The following is a 17,339-nucleotide window of genomic DNA, read 5'->3' as shown; positions in this document are numbered from 1 at the left end:
GGGACACCGCCCGTGCCCACCATCGATCTCACCGGCAAGGCCGCCGTCGTCACCGGCAGCGGCCGGGGTCTCGGCCTCGCCTACGCCCATGCCCTCGCCGCCCACGGCGTCTCCGTGGTCGTCAACGACGTGGACGAGGCCGTCGCCGAGCAGGCCGTGAAGTCCATCACCGAGGCCGGCGGCACCGCCGTCGCCGAGGTGGTCCCGGTCGGCACCGCCGAGGCCGCCGACCGGCTCGTGAACAGGGCGGTCCAGGAGTTCGGCCGCCTCGATGCCCTGGTCACCAACGCGGGCATCCTGCGCGACAAGGTGCTCTGGAAGATGACCGACGACGACTTCGACGCGGTGATCGCCACCCACCTCAAGGGCACCTTCACCTGCGCCCGCGCCGCCGCCGTGCGGATGCGCGAGCAGGGCGAGGGCGGCACCCTGATCCTGGTCGGCTCCCCGGCCGGCCAGCGCGGCAACTTCGGCCAGACCAACTACGCGGCCGCCAAGGCGGGCATCGCCGCCATGGCCCGCACCTGGTCGATGGAGCTGGGCCGGGCGAACATCACCGTCAACGCGATCGTCCCGGTGGCCGCCACCGCGATGACCGAGACCATCCCCGCCTTCGCCCCCTACGTCGAGGCGATGAAGAACGGCGAGCCGCTCCCGGACTTCCTGCGCAAGGGCGAGGGCTTCGGCACCCCCGAGGACTGCGCGGCCCTCGTCCCCTTCCTCGCCTCGGAGGCCGCCCGCGGAATCACCGGCCAGGCCATCGGCATCGGCGGCGACAAGGTGGCACTCTGGTCGCACCCCCAGGAGATCCGGGCGGCCTACGCCGACGGCGGCTGGACCCCGGACACCCTGGCCGACGCCTTCCCCACCTCGGTCGGCGCCGAACTCCAGACCGTGGGCATCCCCGCGCCCAAGCTCCCGGAGGCGTGATGGACATCGAGGCACTGACGGCGATCGACGTCCACACCCACGCCGAGATCTCCTCCAAGGGCCACTCCTCCCTCGACGACGACCTGCACGACGCCTCCTCCGCCTACTTCAAGGTCGAGGGCAAGCGGAAGCCGACCATCGAGGAGACCGCCGCCTACTACCGCGAGCGGAACATGGCGGCCGTGATCTTCACGGTGGACGCCGAGTCCGCCACCGGCACCGCACCGGTCCCCAACGAGGAGGTCGCCGAAGCCGCGGCCGCCAACTCCGACGTGCTGATCCCCTTCGCCTCCATCGACCCCTTCCGCGGCAAGGCCGGCATCAGGCAGGCCCGCCGTCTGGTCGAGGAGTACGGGGTGAAGGGCTTCAAGTTCCACCCCAGCATCCAGGGGTTCTTCCCGAACGACCGCGCCGTGGCGTACGGCCTCTACGAGGTGATCGAGGAGACGGGCACCATCGCCCTCTTCCACACCGGCCAGACCGGCATCGGCGCCGGCGTCCCGGGCGGCGGCGGCATCCGTCTCAAGTACTCGAACCCGCTGCACGTCGACGACGTGTCCGCCGACTTCCCGCACCTCAAGATCATCCTGGCGCACCCCTCCTTCCCCTGGCAGGACGAGGCCCTCGCCGTCGCCACCCACAAGCCGGGCGTGCACATCGACCTGTCCGGCTGGTCGCCGAAGTACTTCCCGCCGCAGCTGGTGCAGTACGCCAACACACTGCTCAAGGACAAGGTGCTGTTCGGCTCGGACTTCCCCGTCCTCACCCCCGACCGGTGGCTCGCCGACTTCGCGAAGCTGCCGATCAAGGACGAGGCACGGCCGAAGATCCTCAAGGAGAACGCCGCCCGTCTGCTCGGGCTGACCAAGCCATAAGGGGCCGCAGATGCGCAACGAGGGACTGGGCTCATGGCCTGCACGCCGGGCCCGCAAGACCCCGCACCGCACGGCGCTGGTGCACGGTGACCGGTCGACCGACTACCGCACCCTGCACAACCGCACCACCCGCCTTGCCCACGCCCTGCGGGCGGGGGGCATCCGCCGCGGCGACCGCATCGCCTACCTCGGCCCCAACCACCCCGCCTACCTGGAGACCCTGTTCGCGGCCGGTATCCTCGGCGCGGTCTTCGTCCCGCTCAACACCCGCCTGGCGGGCCCCGAGATCGCCTACCAGCTCGCCGACTCCGGCGCCAAGGCCCTCCTCTACGGCCCCTCGCACGCCGGCCTGGTGGCGGGCCTGCCCGGCACCACCGACGTCCGGACGTACGTCGAGGTGGGCGCCGAGTACGAGGAGTTGCTGGAGTCGGCGGCCGACGACCCGATGGACGAACCCGTCACCCCCGACGACACCTGCATCATCATGTACACCTCGGGGACGACCGGCCGCCCCAAGGGTGCGATGCTCACCCACGCCAACCTGACCTGGAACGCGATCAACGTCCTGGTCGACACCGACCTGATCGCCGACGAACGCGCCCTGGTCTCCGCCCCGTTGTTCCACACGGCGGGCCTGAACATGCTCACCCTCCCGGTCCTCCTCAAGGGCGGCACCTGTGTCCTGGTCGAGTCCTTCGACCCGGAAGCCACCTTCGACCTGATCGAACGGCACCGGATCACCTTCATGTTCGGGGTCCCGACGATGTTCGACCAGATCGCCCGGCACCCCCGCTGGGCGGCCGCCGACCTCTCCTCCCTCCGCATCCTCACCTGCGGCGGCTCCCCGGTCCCCACCCCGCTGATCGCGGCCTACCAGGAACGGGGACTGACCTTCCTGCAGGGCTACGGCATGACCGAGGCCTCGCCCGGCACCCTCTTCCTCGACGCCGAGCACGCGATCGGCAAGGCGGGCTCGGCGGGCGTACCGCACTTCTTCAGCGACGTACGGGTGGTACGGCCCGACCTGAGCGCGGTCGACGTCGGCGAACCCGGCGAGGTGGTGGTCCGCGGGCCCCATGTCATGCCCGGCTACTGGGGGTTGCCTGAGGAGACGGCGGCCTCCTTCACGGACGGCTGGTTCCGCAGCGGGGACGCGGCCCGGGTCGACGAGGACGGCTATGTGTTCATCGTCGACCGCCTCAAGGACATGATCATTTCCGGTGGCGAGAACATCTACCCCGCCGAGATCGAGGACCTGCTCCTCACCCACCCGGACATCGTCGAGTGCGCGGTCATCGGCGTCCCGGACGACAAGTGGGGCGAGGTGCCGCGCGCGGTGGTCGTCCCGCGCGAGGGCGCGGTTCTCGACCCGGACGAGGTGCTGGCCTCCCTGGCAGGACGCCTCGCCAAGTACAAGCTCCCCAAGACCCTGGTGCTCGCGGACGAACTCCCGCGCACCGCCTCCGGAAAACTCCTCAAGTCCCGCGTGCGCAAGCGCTACGGCTCCGGTTCCGGTTCCTAGACAACTCCTGGACAACTCCCAGACAAGGAAAACGACATGAGCGTCACCGTCAACGGCCTCGACGAACTGAAGAAGCTCGCGGGCAGCGACCTGGGCAGCAGCGACTGGATCGAGGTCACCCAGGACCGCATCGACACCTTCGCCGACGCGACCGGCGACCACCAGTGGATCCACGTCGACCCCGAGCGCGCGGCGAAGGGCCCCTTCGGCGCCCCGATCGCCCACGGCTACCTCACCCTGTCCCTCTTCATCCCCCTGTTCACCGAACTCCTGGACGTCCAGGGCGTCACCACGAAGGTCAACTACGGCCTGAACAAGGTCCGTTTCCCCTCCCCGGTGAAGGTCGGCTCCCGCATCCGCCTGACCGCCCGCCTCACGGAGGTCGAGGACGTACCCGGCGGGGTTCAGATCGCCGTCGACGGGACGATCGAGATCGAGGGCGCCACGAAGCCGGCGGCGGTGCTGCAGAGTCTGTCGCGATTTTACGTCTGACGGGCGGTCGGCGCCTGTTCCCCGCTACGCTGACGAGCGACCACCTGCTCCACCGGCCGCATGCCGTCCACCTCCGGCCGCACCGTCACCCGAGCGGAGTCACACCGACAACAGGCGTCTCACCAGTGACCTGGGAAAATGGATATGCCGTGGCTGAAACGCCTCCATTGCGCCTCGGCCACCGGTAGCGTTCTGCCATAAACACTCCCTTCCCCGAGTCACCGGCGAAGGGCGTTCACCTCTGCCCTTCCGGGCAGCCCTTCCGACAGGGAACGCCGTGACCAATCCAGTAAGCCTCGCTGCAAGAACCGTGCAGCCGGTGGTCGCCGTCGAGTCTTTCGGGCCTGCGCTGCGTCTCGACGCCCCACGCGCTCCGAAGAGCGTCCGAGGAGTGCGCCGGGCCCTCTCGGCCACCCGGGTTCACAAGGAGGCAGGGGTCACGTTCAACTCGTCCATCTGACGAATCGACCAGCTTGTCGTGACCGGTCCGCTCGTTCCACTGCGGCAGCTCGTGCTCAAGGTGCACAGCAGGTGTGATCTGGCCTGTCGGCACTGTTACGTGTACGAACACGCCGACCAGAGTTGGAGTTCCCGGCCCAGGGTGATCTCGGACGAGGTCGTCTCCCGGGCGGCACTCCGGCTGGCCGAGCATGCCCGGAACCACGAACTCGCCTCCGTTCAGGTGATCCTGCACGGAGGCGAGCCCCTGCTCGCCGGACCGGCACGCTTACGGCACGTCTGCCACGCGCTGCGTACCGCTCTGCACGGCGTGTCCGAACTTGATCTGCGCATCCACACCAACGGCGTCCAACTGAGTGAACGCTACCTCGATCTGTTCGCCGAGTTCGGCGTCCGGGTGGGCGTCTCCCTGGACGGAGACCGGGCGGCCAACGACCGCCACCGGCTGTTCGCCGACGGCCGCAGCAGCCACGACAAGGTACTCAAGGCGATCGGTCTGTTGAACGGGGACCGCTACCGTCACCTGTTCGCAGGCATCCTGTGCACCATCGACGTACGCAACGATCCTGCCGCCGTCTATGACGCGTTGGCCGCCACAGCAGCCCCCCGGATCGACTTCCTGCTTCCGCACGCCACCTGGGACGCACCGCCGCTGCGTCCCGACGGTGCGTCCACCCCGTACGCCGACTGGCTGCTGGCCGTCCACGACCGCTGGAACGCCCAGGGCCGCCCTATGCCGGTACGGTTGTTCGACTCCGTGATCAGCACGCTCGGCGGCGGCCCGGGCCTCACCGAGTCGATGGGGCTGGAGTCGGCCGACGTCGTCGTGATCGAGACCGACGGAACCTACGAACAGGCCGACTCCCTGAAGACCGCCTACGACGGGGCACCCGTGACCGGTATGGACGTCTTCCGGCACACGCTCGACGAAGTGGCCCGGCATCCCGGCATGACGGCCCGGCAGCACGGAGCGGACGACCTGGCCGAGCAGTGCCGTACCTGCCCCGTGGTGCGTTCGTGCGGCGGCGGCCTGTTCGCCCACCGCTACCGCGGCGACGGAACCGGATTCGCCAACCCCTCGGTCTTCTGCGCGGACCTGGAGGAACTGGTCCGCGGACTCGACGCCCGCACCGGTGCCGGAGCCGACCGTCCGGTCGACGGCTTCGACGCACTGGCCGACGGCACCGACGACGGAACGGCCCTGCGGGCGCTGGCCCGGGTCAGGCAGGCCGTCACCCGTGAACTGCTGAGCACGCTCAACGAGGAACAGCTCTCGCGGGAACGCGAGTTGTGGGACCCGGCGTGGGAACTCGCCCTCGACCTGGGGCGCAGCGACGGCACCTTCACGCAAGCCCTCCTCTCCCACCCCTACACGCGGACCTGGGCCGCACGCTGTCTCGACGACAGGGCCCTGCCGGGGGACCTCGCCTGCCTCGTGGCGGCCGTCGCCCTGCCCGCCGGACTCGTCGAGAGCGTCAGGGTTCCGGTGCGCTCCGGCCTCGTCCACCTGCCGGGACTGGGACGACTTCGCGTCCGAACAGGGCTCACCGCCATCGACCTGACGTATTCTCGGTTCTCCGGACCGGCCCCGGACTGGGAGCCCCTGCGGTCGGTCCGAGCCGAAGGGATGGACGTCGTCATCGACGACGTCGACCCCCACCGGGACTGCTTCGGCGGTCCGGTCTCCGGGCGGCTGACGGACGAGGAGGCCGAGCAGTGGCGACATGTCCTGCCACAGTCCTGGGCGTCGATCCGCAAGGCCCTGCCCGGGACGGCATCGGCGATGGCACAGGGCCTGCGCGTCATCACCCCTCTCACAGGCCGCGTCGACCCCCGCGCCGGCACGCCCGGAGGAGGCTTCGCCGCGCTGGGACTCCACCTCGACTGCGACCCGGTACGGGTCGCGCGCGACCTCGTGCGCGGATTCCGGCTCGGTCTGCTGGACGTCCTGCTCGACGAATGCGACCTCTACGACGAGGCGGACGCCCGCACGGGCAGGCTGCTCGCCGACACCTACGCGAGAGCGGCCACCGACGCCCTGCGACACAACCCGGAATCAGGCCGCCGTACCCGCGCGCAATGGCAGGAGCTGGCCTCGGCCGCCTCACTGACCGCGCTCGGGCGGCGGTTCGTCGACGGCATGGGCCGAAGTCTGTGACGGTCCACCGCTCGCTCCGCGCGGGCCTCGGGGCGCTGGGCGTGCGGAGCGGGGACACCCTGCTCGTGCACGCCTCCCTGCGCAGGATCGGCGCCCCGCCCGACACGGTCCTGGCGGCCCTGCTCGAACTCCTCGGCCCGCACGGCACGTTGGTCGTGCCCGCCTTCACCGCGGGCAACTCCGACACCTCACGGACCTATCTCGCCCGCACCCGTGGCATGACCGAGCGTCAGCGGGCCGCCCACCGAAGGCGTATGCCGGCGTTCGACCCGGAGCGCACACCGTCCGAGGACATGGGCGTGCTCGCCGAGGCCGTACGGTGCGGCCCGGGAGCCGCTCGCAGCGCGCATCCGCAGACCTCGTTCGCCGCCGTGGGCCGCCGGGCCGCCGAACTGCTCGCGGACCACGACGAGGAGTGCCACCTGGGGGAACGCTCGCCACTGGCCCGGCTCTACGACGCCGGCGCCCGGGTGCTGTTCCTCGGCGTCGGCTACGAGGTCTGCAGCGCCTTCCATCTCGCCGAATACCGGGTCGGCGACGCCCCCTGGCGTGAGTACAGCTGTGCGGTCCTGCGCGACGGCGAGCGGCGCTGGATCTCCTACAAGGACATCGAACTCGACGACCACGACTTCGGGACCCTGGGCGCCGCCTTCGAGGCCGAGGACGCCGAGCGTGCCGACCCGTTCGTACGGCACGGGCGGCTCGGCGGCACACGCACCCGGTTGTTCCCGCTGGCGCCCGCCGTCGATTTCGCCGTCCGATGGCTGGCCGAAAATCGACCCCACGGCGTTTCCGTGGACCCGTCACAAACTGCTGCACGGTTCCTACACTGAGTGTCCGCGCCCTGCGAGACGGGGACGGGGGCGGGATCGGGGGGTCGCGTGGTGTGGTCGGAGCCAAGAGGGTCGGAAGCCTCCGGCCCCTATTTCTTCCTCAGTTACGCCCACACCCCGGGGGACGGCGACGACGACTCCGATCCCGACCTGTGGGTGCACCGTCTCTTCCGCGACCTGTCCGGTCACATACGGCACATGACCACGGTGTCGGGCAGCGACGCGGGGTTCATGGACCGAAACCTGCGCACGGGGCAGAACTGGCCCGACGAAATCGCCCAGTCGCTCACCGGATGCCGGGTGTTCGTGCCGCTGTACTCACCCCGCTACTTCATCAGCCCGTGGTGCGGCAGGGAATGGACGGTATTCGGCCGACGCCACGCGGAGTTCGTGGACAAGGGGGAAGCCGGCACACCGAGCGCGGTGGTACCGGCCATCTGGTCGCCCGTTCCGGACCGCCAACTTCCCGAGACCGTACGGGACATGCAGTACACCCATCCCGATCTGGGCAACCGCTACCGGACGTTCGGGCTCTACGGACTGATCAAGGTCAACTCCTTTCGGGCGGACTACCAGCGCGCGGTGCTGCAACTGGCCCGCCGTATCGTCGAGGTGGGCGAGAGCATCGCCGTGGAACCCGGTGACGGCACCCATCTCGAGTCGGCGCACGACGCCTTCGCGTCACCGCGGGCAGTGCGCTCGACCGCGAGCCGCACGCTCCGGATCAGTGTGGCGGCGGGCTCGCAGGACCGGCTGCCCGAAGGACGCAGCCCCGACTGCTACGGTTCTTCGCCGCTCGCATGGAACCCCTATCACCCCGAGTCCGACCAACCGCTGGTCAGGACGGCCGAGGCGGTCGCGGGACGTCTCGACTACCGTCCCGTCGTACAGGAATTCGACCACGACTCCGAGCCCGCCGACGGCCCCGAGATCCTGCTCCTGGACCGCTGGGTGCTGCGCGACCCCGGCCACCGCGAGCGTTTGAAGGTGTTCGACGCGGACAGCACGCGGCCCACCGGACTGGTCGTCCCGTGGAACGAGGCGGATCCCGACAGCCATGGCGTCCAGCACGAACTGGCCGCCGAGGTGGAGTCCGCCATGCCGCTGCGGACCAGCAGGCAGCGCCTGGCGGGCAGATCCGCGGCACTGGGCATCCCCGACCACCGCACCTTCAACCAACTGCTGCCGGAGGTCGTCACCTGGGCCTCCAAGGAGTACCTGCGTACTGCCGCCGCCCATCCGCCGTCCGGCACGGGCACCGAACGATTCAGGGTCGGCGATTCCGGCAGTCACGCCGGTCGGCCACCGCAACACCGTCGCAACGCCGAGGAGGGAAACCGCGATGAGCAGCCCTGACCGACCGGACAGCCATGACGGCCGCATCGTGACGTTCTACTCGTTCAAGGGCGGCACCGGCCGGACCATGGCACTCGCCAACACCGCCTGGATCCTTGCCGCCAACGGCAAACGCGTCCTCGTCGTCGACTGGGACCTGGAAGCCCCCGGGCTGCATCGCTTCTTCCACCCGTTCCTCGACCCGGCCACACTCGGCGCCACCACCGGAGTCATCGATCTGCTCACCGAGTACGCCTGGGCGGCCACCGACCCCGAAGCCGAAGAGGGCAAGCCGCGGGCCGCCGACTGGCACCGTGACTACGCCCGCATCCAGCGGCACGCCGTCTCCCTCAACTGGCCGTTCCCCGAGCCCGGCACGCTCGACCTGGTCTCCGCCGGACGGCAGAACCGCGACTACTCGGCCGTCGTGAACTCCTTCGACTGGGACAACTTCTACGACCGGCTCGGCGGCGGCCTGTTCTTCGACGCGCTGCGCGACGACATGCGGGAGAACTACGACTACGTCCTCATCGACAGCCGCACCGGCCTCTCCGACATCGCCGACATCTGCACCGCCCACCTGCCGGACGTGCTGGTGGACTGCTTCACCCTCAGCGACCAGAGCATCGACGGGGCGTCTCTGGTCGCCCACGACATCGCGGAACGCTTCCGCAGCCGCCGGATACGCATCCTGCCCGTGCCCATGCGCGTCGACGAGGGCGAGAAGGTGAAGGCGGACGCGGGCCGCTCCCTGGCCCGGGCGAAGTTCGACGGATTCCCCTCCGACATGTCCGAGGAGGAACGGGCAGCCTACTGGGGGGCGGTCGAGGTCCCGTACCGCCCCTTCTACGCCTACGAGGAGACGCTGGCCACCTTCGGTGACAAGAGCGGCAGCAGCCCGAACTCCCTGCTGTCGGCCTTCGAACGGCTCACCGGGGTGATCAGCGACCAGGCTGTCACGACGCTGCCCCGCATGGACGAGGAGACCCGCCAGCGGGTCAACAAGGACTTCACCCGGACCAGCACGCCGCTCCCGGCCGACCTGGTCGTCAGCTATGTCTCCGAGGACCGGATGTGGGCCGACTGGATCGCCTCGGCGCTGTCCCGCACGGGCTTCAGGGTCGTACTGAAGTACGTCGGCTGCGAGGACGACGGCGCCGAGAAACCGGCCGACCGCACCGTCGTCGTGATGTCCCAGGCGTACCAGCGCTCCGCGCGCGCCCTCCAGGTGTGGGAGGCGGCGGCCGGCGGCTCCCACACCGGCCGGCGCCAGGTGGTCGCGGTCCGGGTCGGCGACTTCCGCCCCTCGTCGGCGTTCAGCGAGTCGGCGGCGTCAGCGGACACCGTTCGCATCCTGGAGCAGAGCGATACCTCCGCGCTGCTCAGGGCGCTCGGCAAACCGGCCCTGGCCAGGGAGGCGTCCGACCAGGACACGCCGGCCGAGGTCCGCTTCCCGGGCGGAGCCGCCCGGATCTGGAACGCCTCGCAGCGCAACACCAACTTCACCGGCCGCAGCGCACTCCTCGAACGACTGCGTGACGGGCTCACCGGCGGCGGCTCCGGCAACTCCCCGGCCACATACGCCCTGTACGGCCTCGGCGGTGTCGGCAAGACACAGATCGCACTGGAGTACGCCCACCGGTTCGCCGCGGACTACGACGTAGTGTGGTGGATCCCCTCGGAGAAGAACGAGTTCGTCGTCTCGGCCCTGGCGCCCCTGGCGGCCAAGCTGGGCCTGCGGGTCGGAGAGGACGCGGCGCAGGTCGCCCAGGACGTCCGCGACCATCTGCGGCAGTCGAGTCCGGCGCTGCGCTGGCTGCTGGTGTTCGACAACGCCGACGGAGAGCCGAACGAGTTCCGCAAACACTTCCCCGACGGCAGGGGACACATCCTGGTCACCTCCCGCGACCAGACCTGGCTGCAGATCTCCGACGCTATCGAGATCGACCCGTTCCTGCGCGAGGAGAGCATCGAGCACCTGCTGCGCCGGGCCGCGGGCCTCACCCCGCAGGAGGCCGACCGGGTCGCCGAAGCCGTCGGTGACCTGCCCCTCGCACTCGACCAGGCGGGCGCCTGGCTCGCGGAGACCGGCACGCGCGTCGACACCTACCTCGCGGAACTGGAGGAACAGACCGAGCGGGTACTGTCGCTGAGCCGGCCGACGGACTACCCGGAACCGGTCGGAGCCATCTGGAACGTCTCCATCCAACGGCTGAAGGAACGTTCCCCGGCCGCCGTCCGTCTGCTCCAGCTCTGCGCCTTCTTCGCCGCCGAGCCGATCTCCCTGGACAACCTGGTCTACGGCGACGAGATGACCCGCGTGCTCGCCGAGGACGACCCCTCGCTCCAGGAGAAGATGGTCCTCGGCCAGGTGATCCGCGAGATCGGCCGGTTCGCCCTCGCCAAGATCGACCGCGCGGCGGGCACGATGCAGGTGCACCGCCTGGTCCAGGCCGTGATCCGCGACCAGCTCACACCACGCGCGCAGGAGGACGCCCAGCACATCGTGCACCGCGTCCTCGCCGGCGCCCGGCCCCCGGGCGAGGAGCCCATCGACGACCCCAAGTACCAGCCCGTCTTCGAGGCGATCTGGCCGCACCTGGAGGCCTCCGAGGCGAGTACCTGCGACGAGCCCGGGACCCGGCAACTGCTCATCGACCGCCTTCGCTACCTGTGGAAGCGCGGCGACCTCGACCGGGCCAACGCCTTCGGCGCGGAACTGCACGCCCTGTGGGAGCGCCAACTGGCGCGCAGCCGCGCGCGCGTCGCGCAGCTCGAACGGGAGAAGGCCGACGGCGGTGCGGCGCCGGGCCCAGGGGCCGGCGGCAGCGGCGACGCGCGGGCGCCGCGCACGCTCGCCGAGGAGCGACGCTACGCGGCCAACCTCCAGACCCAGCTGCTGTACCTGCAGTTCCACATGACCAATGTGCTGCGTTCGCTCGGCAAGTACGTGGAGGCCGCGGACCTGGGCGACCGGACCCTGACCCGGCAGCGCGAGGTGCTGCTCCCGGGGCATCCGCACATCCTCATGACGGCCAGCGCCCTGGCCACGGACCTCGGCAGCATCGGCCGGTTCGACGACGCTCTGGAGACGGCCACGGAGGCGTACGTCGGCTTCCGCGAGAGCTTCGGCGACGACCACCCGCGCACGCTCTCCGCCAACAACAACCGGGCCTGGTGCCTTCGGCTGCTCGGCCGCTACGGCGAGGCCCGCGACGTCGACGAGGAGGTCTACCAGCAGCGTCGCGAAGGGCTGGGCGCCGCCCACCCGTACACCCTGCTCAGCGTGCTCAACCTGGGCCGCGATCTGCGCGAGGTCGGTGAGTACGAGGAGTCGATCACGCTGCTGCGCTCGGGCCTGCAGACGTACATGGGCCTGTTCGGCGAGGCCCACCCGGACACCCTGCGGATGGCCAAGTGCCTGGCCGTGTCGCTGCGCAAGGCCGGGCAGGTGGACGAGGCACGCGCTCTGACCCAGCAGACCCGCGAGCACTACCGGCTGCGCGGCACGCCCCCGGCCACCCCGGACGTGCTGGACTGCACCCTGAACTACGCGACGGACCTGTACGCCACCGGCGCCCGCGACGAGGCGCTGAAACTGGCGCAGAGCACCGTACGGCAGTACCGGACGGCGCCCGGCGAGCGGCATCCGGCCACCCTGGCCGCCGTGAACAACCTCGGCATCTTCCTGCGCGGGGCGGGGGAGGCCGGCCGGGCCCGGACCCTGCTGGAGAAGAACTTCGCCATGCTGCGGGACGCGCTCGGCGACCAGCACCCGTACACGCTGTCCTGCGCGGTCAACTTCGCCAACACTCTGGCCGAGCTGGGGGGCCTGCGGGAGACCGAGGAACTGGAGCGCAAGGCCATCGCCGGGTTCCAGGCGGTCCTCGGCCCCGATCACCCGGACACCGTCGTCTCACGCGTCAACCTGTCGGTGACCCTGCGGGCCCTGGGCCGGATCCCCGAGGCGGACCAGCTCCAGTCGGGTGCAGAGGCGGACCTCGCCCACAGCCTCGGGGAGGACCATCCGCACACGGTGACCGTGCGCGAGGGCAAGCGCATCCACCGGGACCTGGAACCGCTGACGGTCTGACCGGAAGGGCGGCCTGGCCGGCCGGACCTCAGACGTTGTCGACGCCCAGCCGGGACCGCCCGCCCAGCAGCCAGGTCATGACCTGCGGCAGGACGCGCAGCGACGCGAAGTGCGCGGCCCTGGGATGCAGGACGGCCGTGCCTCCCGGAATGCGGTCGGCCAGCCACCTCGTGTGGCTGGCCGGCGAGAACACGTCCTGTTCGCCGTGCCAGAGCAGCACCGGTGCGGAGATCGAGGCCAGTGAGAAGCCCCAGGGACGGCAGAAGGACAGCGCGTCGTCGACCCATCCGTCGGCGGACACACTCAGCGCCTCGCGGTAGTTGCGCATGAGCATGGCCCGGATCCCGGCATCGGCCACCACCCGGAGGTCGGACTCCGTCAGTTCCCAGCGCAGTTGGGCCAGCAGCTTGCGTGGATCGGCCTGAATGTCGAGGGAACGTTTTCGCAGACTGGCCGCGAGCTGTTCGGGTCCGGCCAGGGCCTGGGAGTACTCGTTGATGTTGGAGGCCGCCATGCCGGCGAACCAGTCGAGTCCCTCGGCGTCGTGCGGTGCCAGGCTCACCAGCACCGCGACCCGGGTGACCCGGTCGGGCAGCAGGGCGGCGCAGGCCAGGGCGTGCGGTCCGCCGCCGGAGCGGCCCACCACGGAGAAGCGTTCGACACCGAGGAAGTCGGCGATGGCGGCGATGTCGGCGGCCACGTGGGACACCAGGCGGCCGGGCAGCCGGTCGGAGGGGCCGTAGCCGGGCCGGTCGTAGGTGATCAGCCGGACCCGCTGGTGGTAGAGCAGCATCGGCCGGGGTGCCGGGCCGAGCCTGCTTCCGGGGGTGCCGTGCAGCAGGAACACCGGTGAGCCCTTCGGATCACCGGTGACCTCGACCGCTAATCGCCGTCCGTCCCCCGTGGACACCTCTTTGTGCATCCGCGGCCTCCCCTCGAGAGCCCCCGCCCGCTACGGCATGCCTCGTGCTCGTGCAACGGCCATTCCCCATGGTGACCCAGATCATCCGGGTGTGCGGAGTTTTGGCGATATCGCAGAGGCGGGGGCGGAGGAGAGCCGCCAGGATGACGATCCGTCAGGAACCGGCCACGTCGACGAAGATCGGGTTCGAGTAGAACCAGGTGTCCGCCCATGGGTCGCCGTTGCCCGGCTCGTGCGGGATCGGGCCGTGCGGGTCGATCGACGCGCCAAGGTAGCCGGTGCCGTTCCGCTTGCCGTCGCTGCCGCGCAGGCGGACGTAGAAGGACTCGTCGCCAGCGGTGATCGGGATGCGCAGCGTGTAGGTGCCCTTGCGGTCGCTGACGTCCTTGGACTGGACGACCTTCGTGTCGGGCGCCCGCCAGGTGTCGCGGTCGGCGACCGGGCCGCGCACCGCACCCCGGATCACGTCGACGTGCGCCAACTGGGGCAGGATGCCCTGGGCGTTGGCCCGGGACGCGGTCGTCACCGTCACGTACAGGGTGATCCGCTCGCCCTTGCGGACGCGCAGCCGCCCGCCCAGGGTGACGCCGTTGCCGTGGTCGCAGTCCCGCTTCAGCCGGACGTCGAGGCCGTCGAGGAGGTGGCCGTGGTCCAGCCAGACCCGGCCCGCGCGCAGGCCCGCCATCACCGCACGGTAGCCGTAGCGGGTCACACCGACGTGCGTGCGGCTGAACTCGCCCGGCCAGAAGTCGCTGCCGGGCTGCGGGGTGTCGGTGTTCACCGGGTCGGGCAGCTTGCCGGTGTTGTCGAAGTTCTGGCCGGCCGGCCAGTCGCCGTTCTTCCAGGTGTCGAAGACCGTGCGGTGGTTGTCGGAGTTGGTGGTGATCGTGAAGAGACGGCCCTCCGACAGCATCGCGTCCCACAGACCGCCGACCGTCGCCGTCGCCCAGTCGAAGCCGCCGTACGTCAGGTACGCGTCCGCCGGGTAGCCCGCCCAGGACTGTGCGGAGGGCTTGTTCTCGTACTCGCCGCGGATGGACGTGGTGCCGCGCCAGCCGGGGATCGCGGCACCCTGGGCGCCGGGCGCGCCCTCCATGCCGATCATGATCTCGGAGGCCGCGTCCCGCCAGTTGCGCATCTCGTGCGGGGAGTCGATGCCGAGGCGCAGCGGGTGGTTGGCGAGGACGAGGACGTCGTCGACGTAGCCGGTGCGGCGCTGCTCGGCCAGCCACTGGATGGCCTTGACGGCGTGGGCCTCGTTGCGGGCGGTGTTCGCGCCGTCCGCGGAGCCGTCGGTGTAGCCGAGCAGCTTGCCGTCGTAGGCCAGCTCGAACTGGGTGAGCAGGTCGGTCTCGTTCGGGCCGGGCGCGGCGAAGACCGTGCAGTGCTCGGCGGCCGGGATGTACCACTCCAGGCCCTGGAAGATCAGCTGACGCGGGTTCGCGGCACGGGCCTTGAGGATCTCCGCGTGCTCCAGCTTCGCGCCGTAGTAGGCGTGCCCGAAGTTGGAGTGCTCGTTGAACACCATCCAGTCCAGGCCGTACTTCGCGGCGGCCTGGGCCTGCTGGGAGAACGTGTACTTGGCGTCGTGGCTGTACACGGAGTGGACGTGGTGGTCGCCGACCAGGTAGGCGAGGCGCGGGTCCTCGCCGCCCAGACCGCGCTGCGCGGGCGCGGCGAACGCCGGGGTCGTCGCCGACCCGAGCGCGAACGCGGCGCCGAACAGGCCCGCACGGCGCAGAAGCTGACGTCTCGACACACCCTGGGCGTCGAGTTCGGCGGGGGCGACGGCGGGGTCGGCCCAGGTGGGGAGCTGCTGCTCGGTCATGAAAGTGGTGATCCTCGTGACGGGGGTCAGTGGGTCATGAAGGAGGAGACGGGCAGCGCCCGCGAGACGATCCGGACGTCGCCGAGGCGGCCGTGCAGGATCTGGTCGATCTTGTCCGCGTACTCGTAGCCGCCGAGCAGCCAGGACTTCCCGGACGAGGCGATGCCGATCGCGGGGGCGTGCGGGTTGCGGGCCACCGGGCAGCCCTGGACGTACAAGACCGTGTGCCGGCCGTCGTTGACCACGGCCACGTGCCACCAGATCTCGGGGTCGGTCTCGTCACCCCAGTTGGTGGCCAGCTGCTGCTGGTTGAGCGGGTGCACCGCCCACTGCGGGCCGGGACCGTCGGAGAGGGAGAGGGTCGCGAGGGGCTCGTCGGGGTCGTCGGTCACCGTGCCGACCGAGCCGTTGCGGCCGGTGCGGCTGACCAGGCCGGACCAGGCGTTGTGCGAGGCGTCCCAGTCGGCGGGCAGCCGGTAGAACGCCTCGATGGTGTAACCGTCCTTGAAGGTCGCCGAGTTGAGCGGCGCACCGTCGACGGTCTTCAGGTACGCACCCTTCAGCGGGGACTTGTACCCCGTGAACTCCAGGCTGCCGTGGCCCGGTTGGTCCGGGTGGTGGTCCGCCGACCAGCCGAGGGTGCCGCCGCCCACCGAGACCACGGTGAGGTCGTTGCCGTTGCCGGACAGGTCGCGGACCGTTCCGGAGACCGCCGAGTCGAACCGCCAGTAGGCGGCCGTGCCCCGGACCAGCAGCTGCGACGCGGGGCGCGCCGGGCGGACCGGCACCGGGTCGAAGCCGGCGAAGCGGTCGGCGAAGTCGATGTCGACGGAGAAGCGGTCCGCGTCGCCGCTGAGCTCCATCTCCTGTCGCTCCAGCTCGTTGAGGCCCTTCGCGGCCCGGCCGAGGATCCACGGCGAGACCGTCTCCACGTCGATGACGTCGCGGTCCAGGTCGAAGTGGTAGAGGCGGATCATCGCCGCGCCGCCGAAGTAGCGGTTCTGGTAGTTCGTCAGATGCAGGTGCACCTCGTTGCCGGCCGCGTTCTTGCGGGTGGCGCGGCGGGCCGGCCAGTAGTGGCCGTTGAGGGTGAGGAAGATCTGGTCGTGCTCGTCGATCAGCTGGTCCCACAGCTGCTGCCCGTACGACGACAACTCGTCGTCGTCCACGACCAGTTCGTGCGTGGTGAGGATGACGGGCGCCTTCGGGTGCCGGGCGATGACGTCCTTCGCCCAGGTGTACCCCTTCGCCGACAGCCGCCAGTCCAGCGCCAGCACCAGCCACTCCCGCCCGGCCGCCCGGAACAGGTGGTAGGTGTTGTAGCCGTCCGAAGAGGCGCCCCCGAACGTCGGCTTGCCCTGGAAGCGCTGCGGTCCGAAGGCGTCCAGGTACGGCGTCGAGCCGCGCTGGTCGTCCGTGGACGACCGGATGTCGTGGTTGCCGGCCAGCACGCTGTAGCCGACCCCGTGCCGGTCGAGGATCCCGAACGCCTTGCTGATCGCGGCGAACTCCTCCTCGGCACCGTTCTGGGTGAGGTCGCCGAGGTGGGACAGGAAGACGATGTTCTCGTCGGACTCGCCGCCCTGCTCCAGGAGATAGCGCAGTGAGGCCTCGATCGGCGCCGGGTTGATGCTCGGCCCGTCGAAGAGGTACTGGGTGTCGGGCATCACCGCGAGGGTGAAGCGCCGGCTCTCCGGGTCGGGCCGCCGGCCGGACCCGGAGGACGACGCCTCGGCGACGGCCGGCAGGGCCACCCCCGCGGTGGCGGCGGCGCCCAGCAGCGCGGTGGCCCTGAGGAAGTTGCGTCTTCCGGCTCCGGCCTGCGCGGCCTCGCCCTGAGGGTGGTCATGCGAAGTACACACGTGTGCTCCGTGAGTGTGCAGAAGTGGCAG

General features: G+C 70.4%; 11 protein-coding genes. 8 read left to right on the top strand and 3 right to left on the bottom strand.

Features of this window, described 5'->3' with window-relative positions:
- The first annotated feature begins 12 nt into the window (after window positions 1-12).
- The 8 genes from EDD90_RS06495 to fxsT all read left to right on the top strand — a co-directional run bounded on the left by EDD90_RS06495 (window position 13) and on the right by fxsT (window position 12,697).
- The gene (locus EDD90_RS06495) at window positions 13-930 is read left to right on the top strand and encodes an SDR family NAD(P)-dependent oxidoreductase (RefSeq protein WP_123972181.1); all 918 of its coding nucleotides are present in this window, start codon (window positions 13-15) and stop codon (window positions 928-930) included.
- Entirely contained in the window at window positions 930-1,805 is an 876-nt protein-coding gene (locus tag EDD90_RS06490) for an amidohydrolase family protein (protein WP_123972180.1), read from the top strand. The genes EDD90_RS06495 and EDD90_RS06490 overlap by 1 nt, the downstream gene beginning before the upstream one ends.
- A gap of 10 nt (window positions 1,806-1,815) precedes the next feature.
- Complete coding sequence (locus EDD90_RS06485) at window positions 1,816-3,327, top strand: long-chain fatty acid--CoA ligase (protein WP_123972179.1); 1,512 nt, start codon at window positions 1,816-1,818, stop codon at window positions 3,325-3,327.
- 36 nt (window positions 3,328-3,363) lie between these two features.
- On the top strand, window positions 3,364-3,819 hold the full coding sequence (locus tag EDD90_RS06480; RefSeq protein ID WP_123972178.1) for a MaoC family dehydratase: 456 nt from the start codon (window positions 3,364-3,366) through the stop codon (window positions 3,817-3,819).
- Between the two features lie 478 nt (window positions 3,820-4,297).
- Entirely contained in the window at window positions 4,298-6,436 is a 2,139-nt protein-coding gene (locus tag EDD90_RS06475; RefSeq protein ID WP_123972177.1) for an FxsB family cyclophane-forming radical SAM/SPASM peptide maturase, read from the top strand.
- Complete coding sequence (locus EDD90_RS06470) at window positions 6,433-7,269, top strand: aminoglycoside N(3)-acetyltransferase (RefSeq protein ID WP_260327671.1); 837 nt, start codon at window positions 6,433-6,435, stop codon at window positions 7,267-7,269. Before EDD90_RS06475 ends, EDD90_RS06470 begins: the two co-directional genes overlap by 4 nt.
- A 48-nt stretch (window positions 7,270-7,317) precedes the next feature.
- On the top strand, window positions 7,318-8,625 hold the full coding sequence (locus tag EDD90_RS06465) for a TIR-like protein FxsC (protein WP_123972175.1): 1,308 nt from the start codon (window positions 7,318-7,320) through the stop codon (window positions 8,623-8,625).
- Window positions 8,612-12,697, top strand: a complete 4,086-nt coding sequence (fxsT, locus tag EDD90_RS06460) for an FxSxx-COOH system tetratricopeptide repeat protein (RefSeq protein WP_123972174.1) — start codon at window positions 8,612-8,614, stop codon at window positions 12,695-12,697. The genes EDD90_RS06465 and fxsT overlap by 14 nt, the downstream gene beginning before the upstream one ends.
- A gap of 28 nt (window positions 12,698-12,725) precedes the next feature.
- Here fxsT and EDD90_RS06455 read toward each other — a convergent pair whose 3' ends face one another.
- The 3 genes from EDD90_RS06455 to EDD90_RS06445 form a co-directional block, all read right to left on the bottom strand.
- Window positions 12,726-13,619: an alpha/beta fold hydrolase gene (locus EDD90_RS06455; protein WP_123972173.1), complete on the bottom strand. Its 894-nt coding sequence runs from the start codon at window positions 13,617-13,619 to the stop codon at window positions 12,726-12,728.
- A gap of 154 nt (window positions 13,620-13,773) precedes the next feature.
- The gene (locus EDD90_RS06450; protein ID WP_123972172.1) at window positions 13,774-15,447 is read right to left on the bottom strand and encodes a PHP domain-containing protein; all 1,674 of its coding nucleotides are present in this window, start codon (window positions 15,445-15,447) and stop codon (window positions 13,774-13,776) included.
- A gap of 26 nt (window positions 15,448-15,473) precedes the next feature.
- Complete coding sequence (locus EDD90_RS06445; protein WP_123972171.1) at window positions 15,474-17,309, bottom strand: LamG-like jellyroll fold domain-containing protein; 1,836 nt, start codon at window positions 17,307-17,309, stop codon at window positions 15,474-15,476.
- Between the last annotated feature and the right edge of the window lie 30 nt (window positions 17,310-17,339).

This window comes from Streptomyces sp. Ag109_O5-1, from assembly GCF_003814875.1.
In the GTDB taxonomy this organism is placed as follows: Bacteria; Actinomycetota; Actinomycetes; order Streptomycetales; family Streptomycetaceae; genus Streptomyces; species Streptomyces sasae.
Note: the sequence above shows the minus strand (reverse complement) of the source record. Positions and strands in the feature narration are given on the sequence as shown.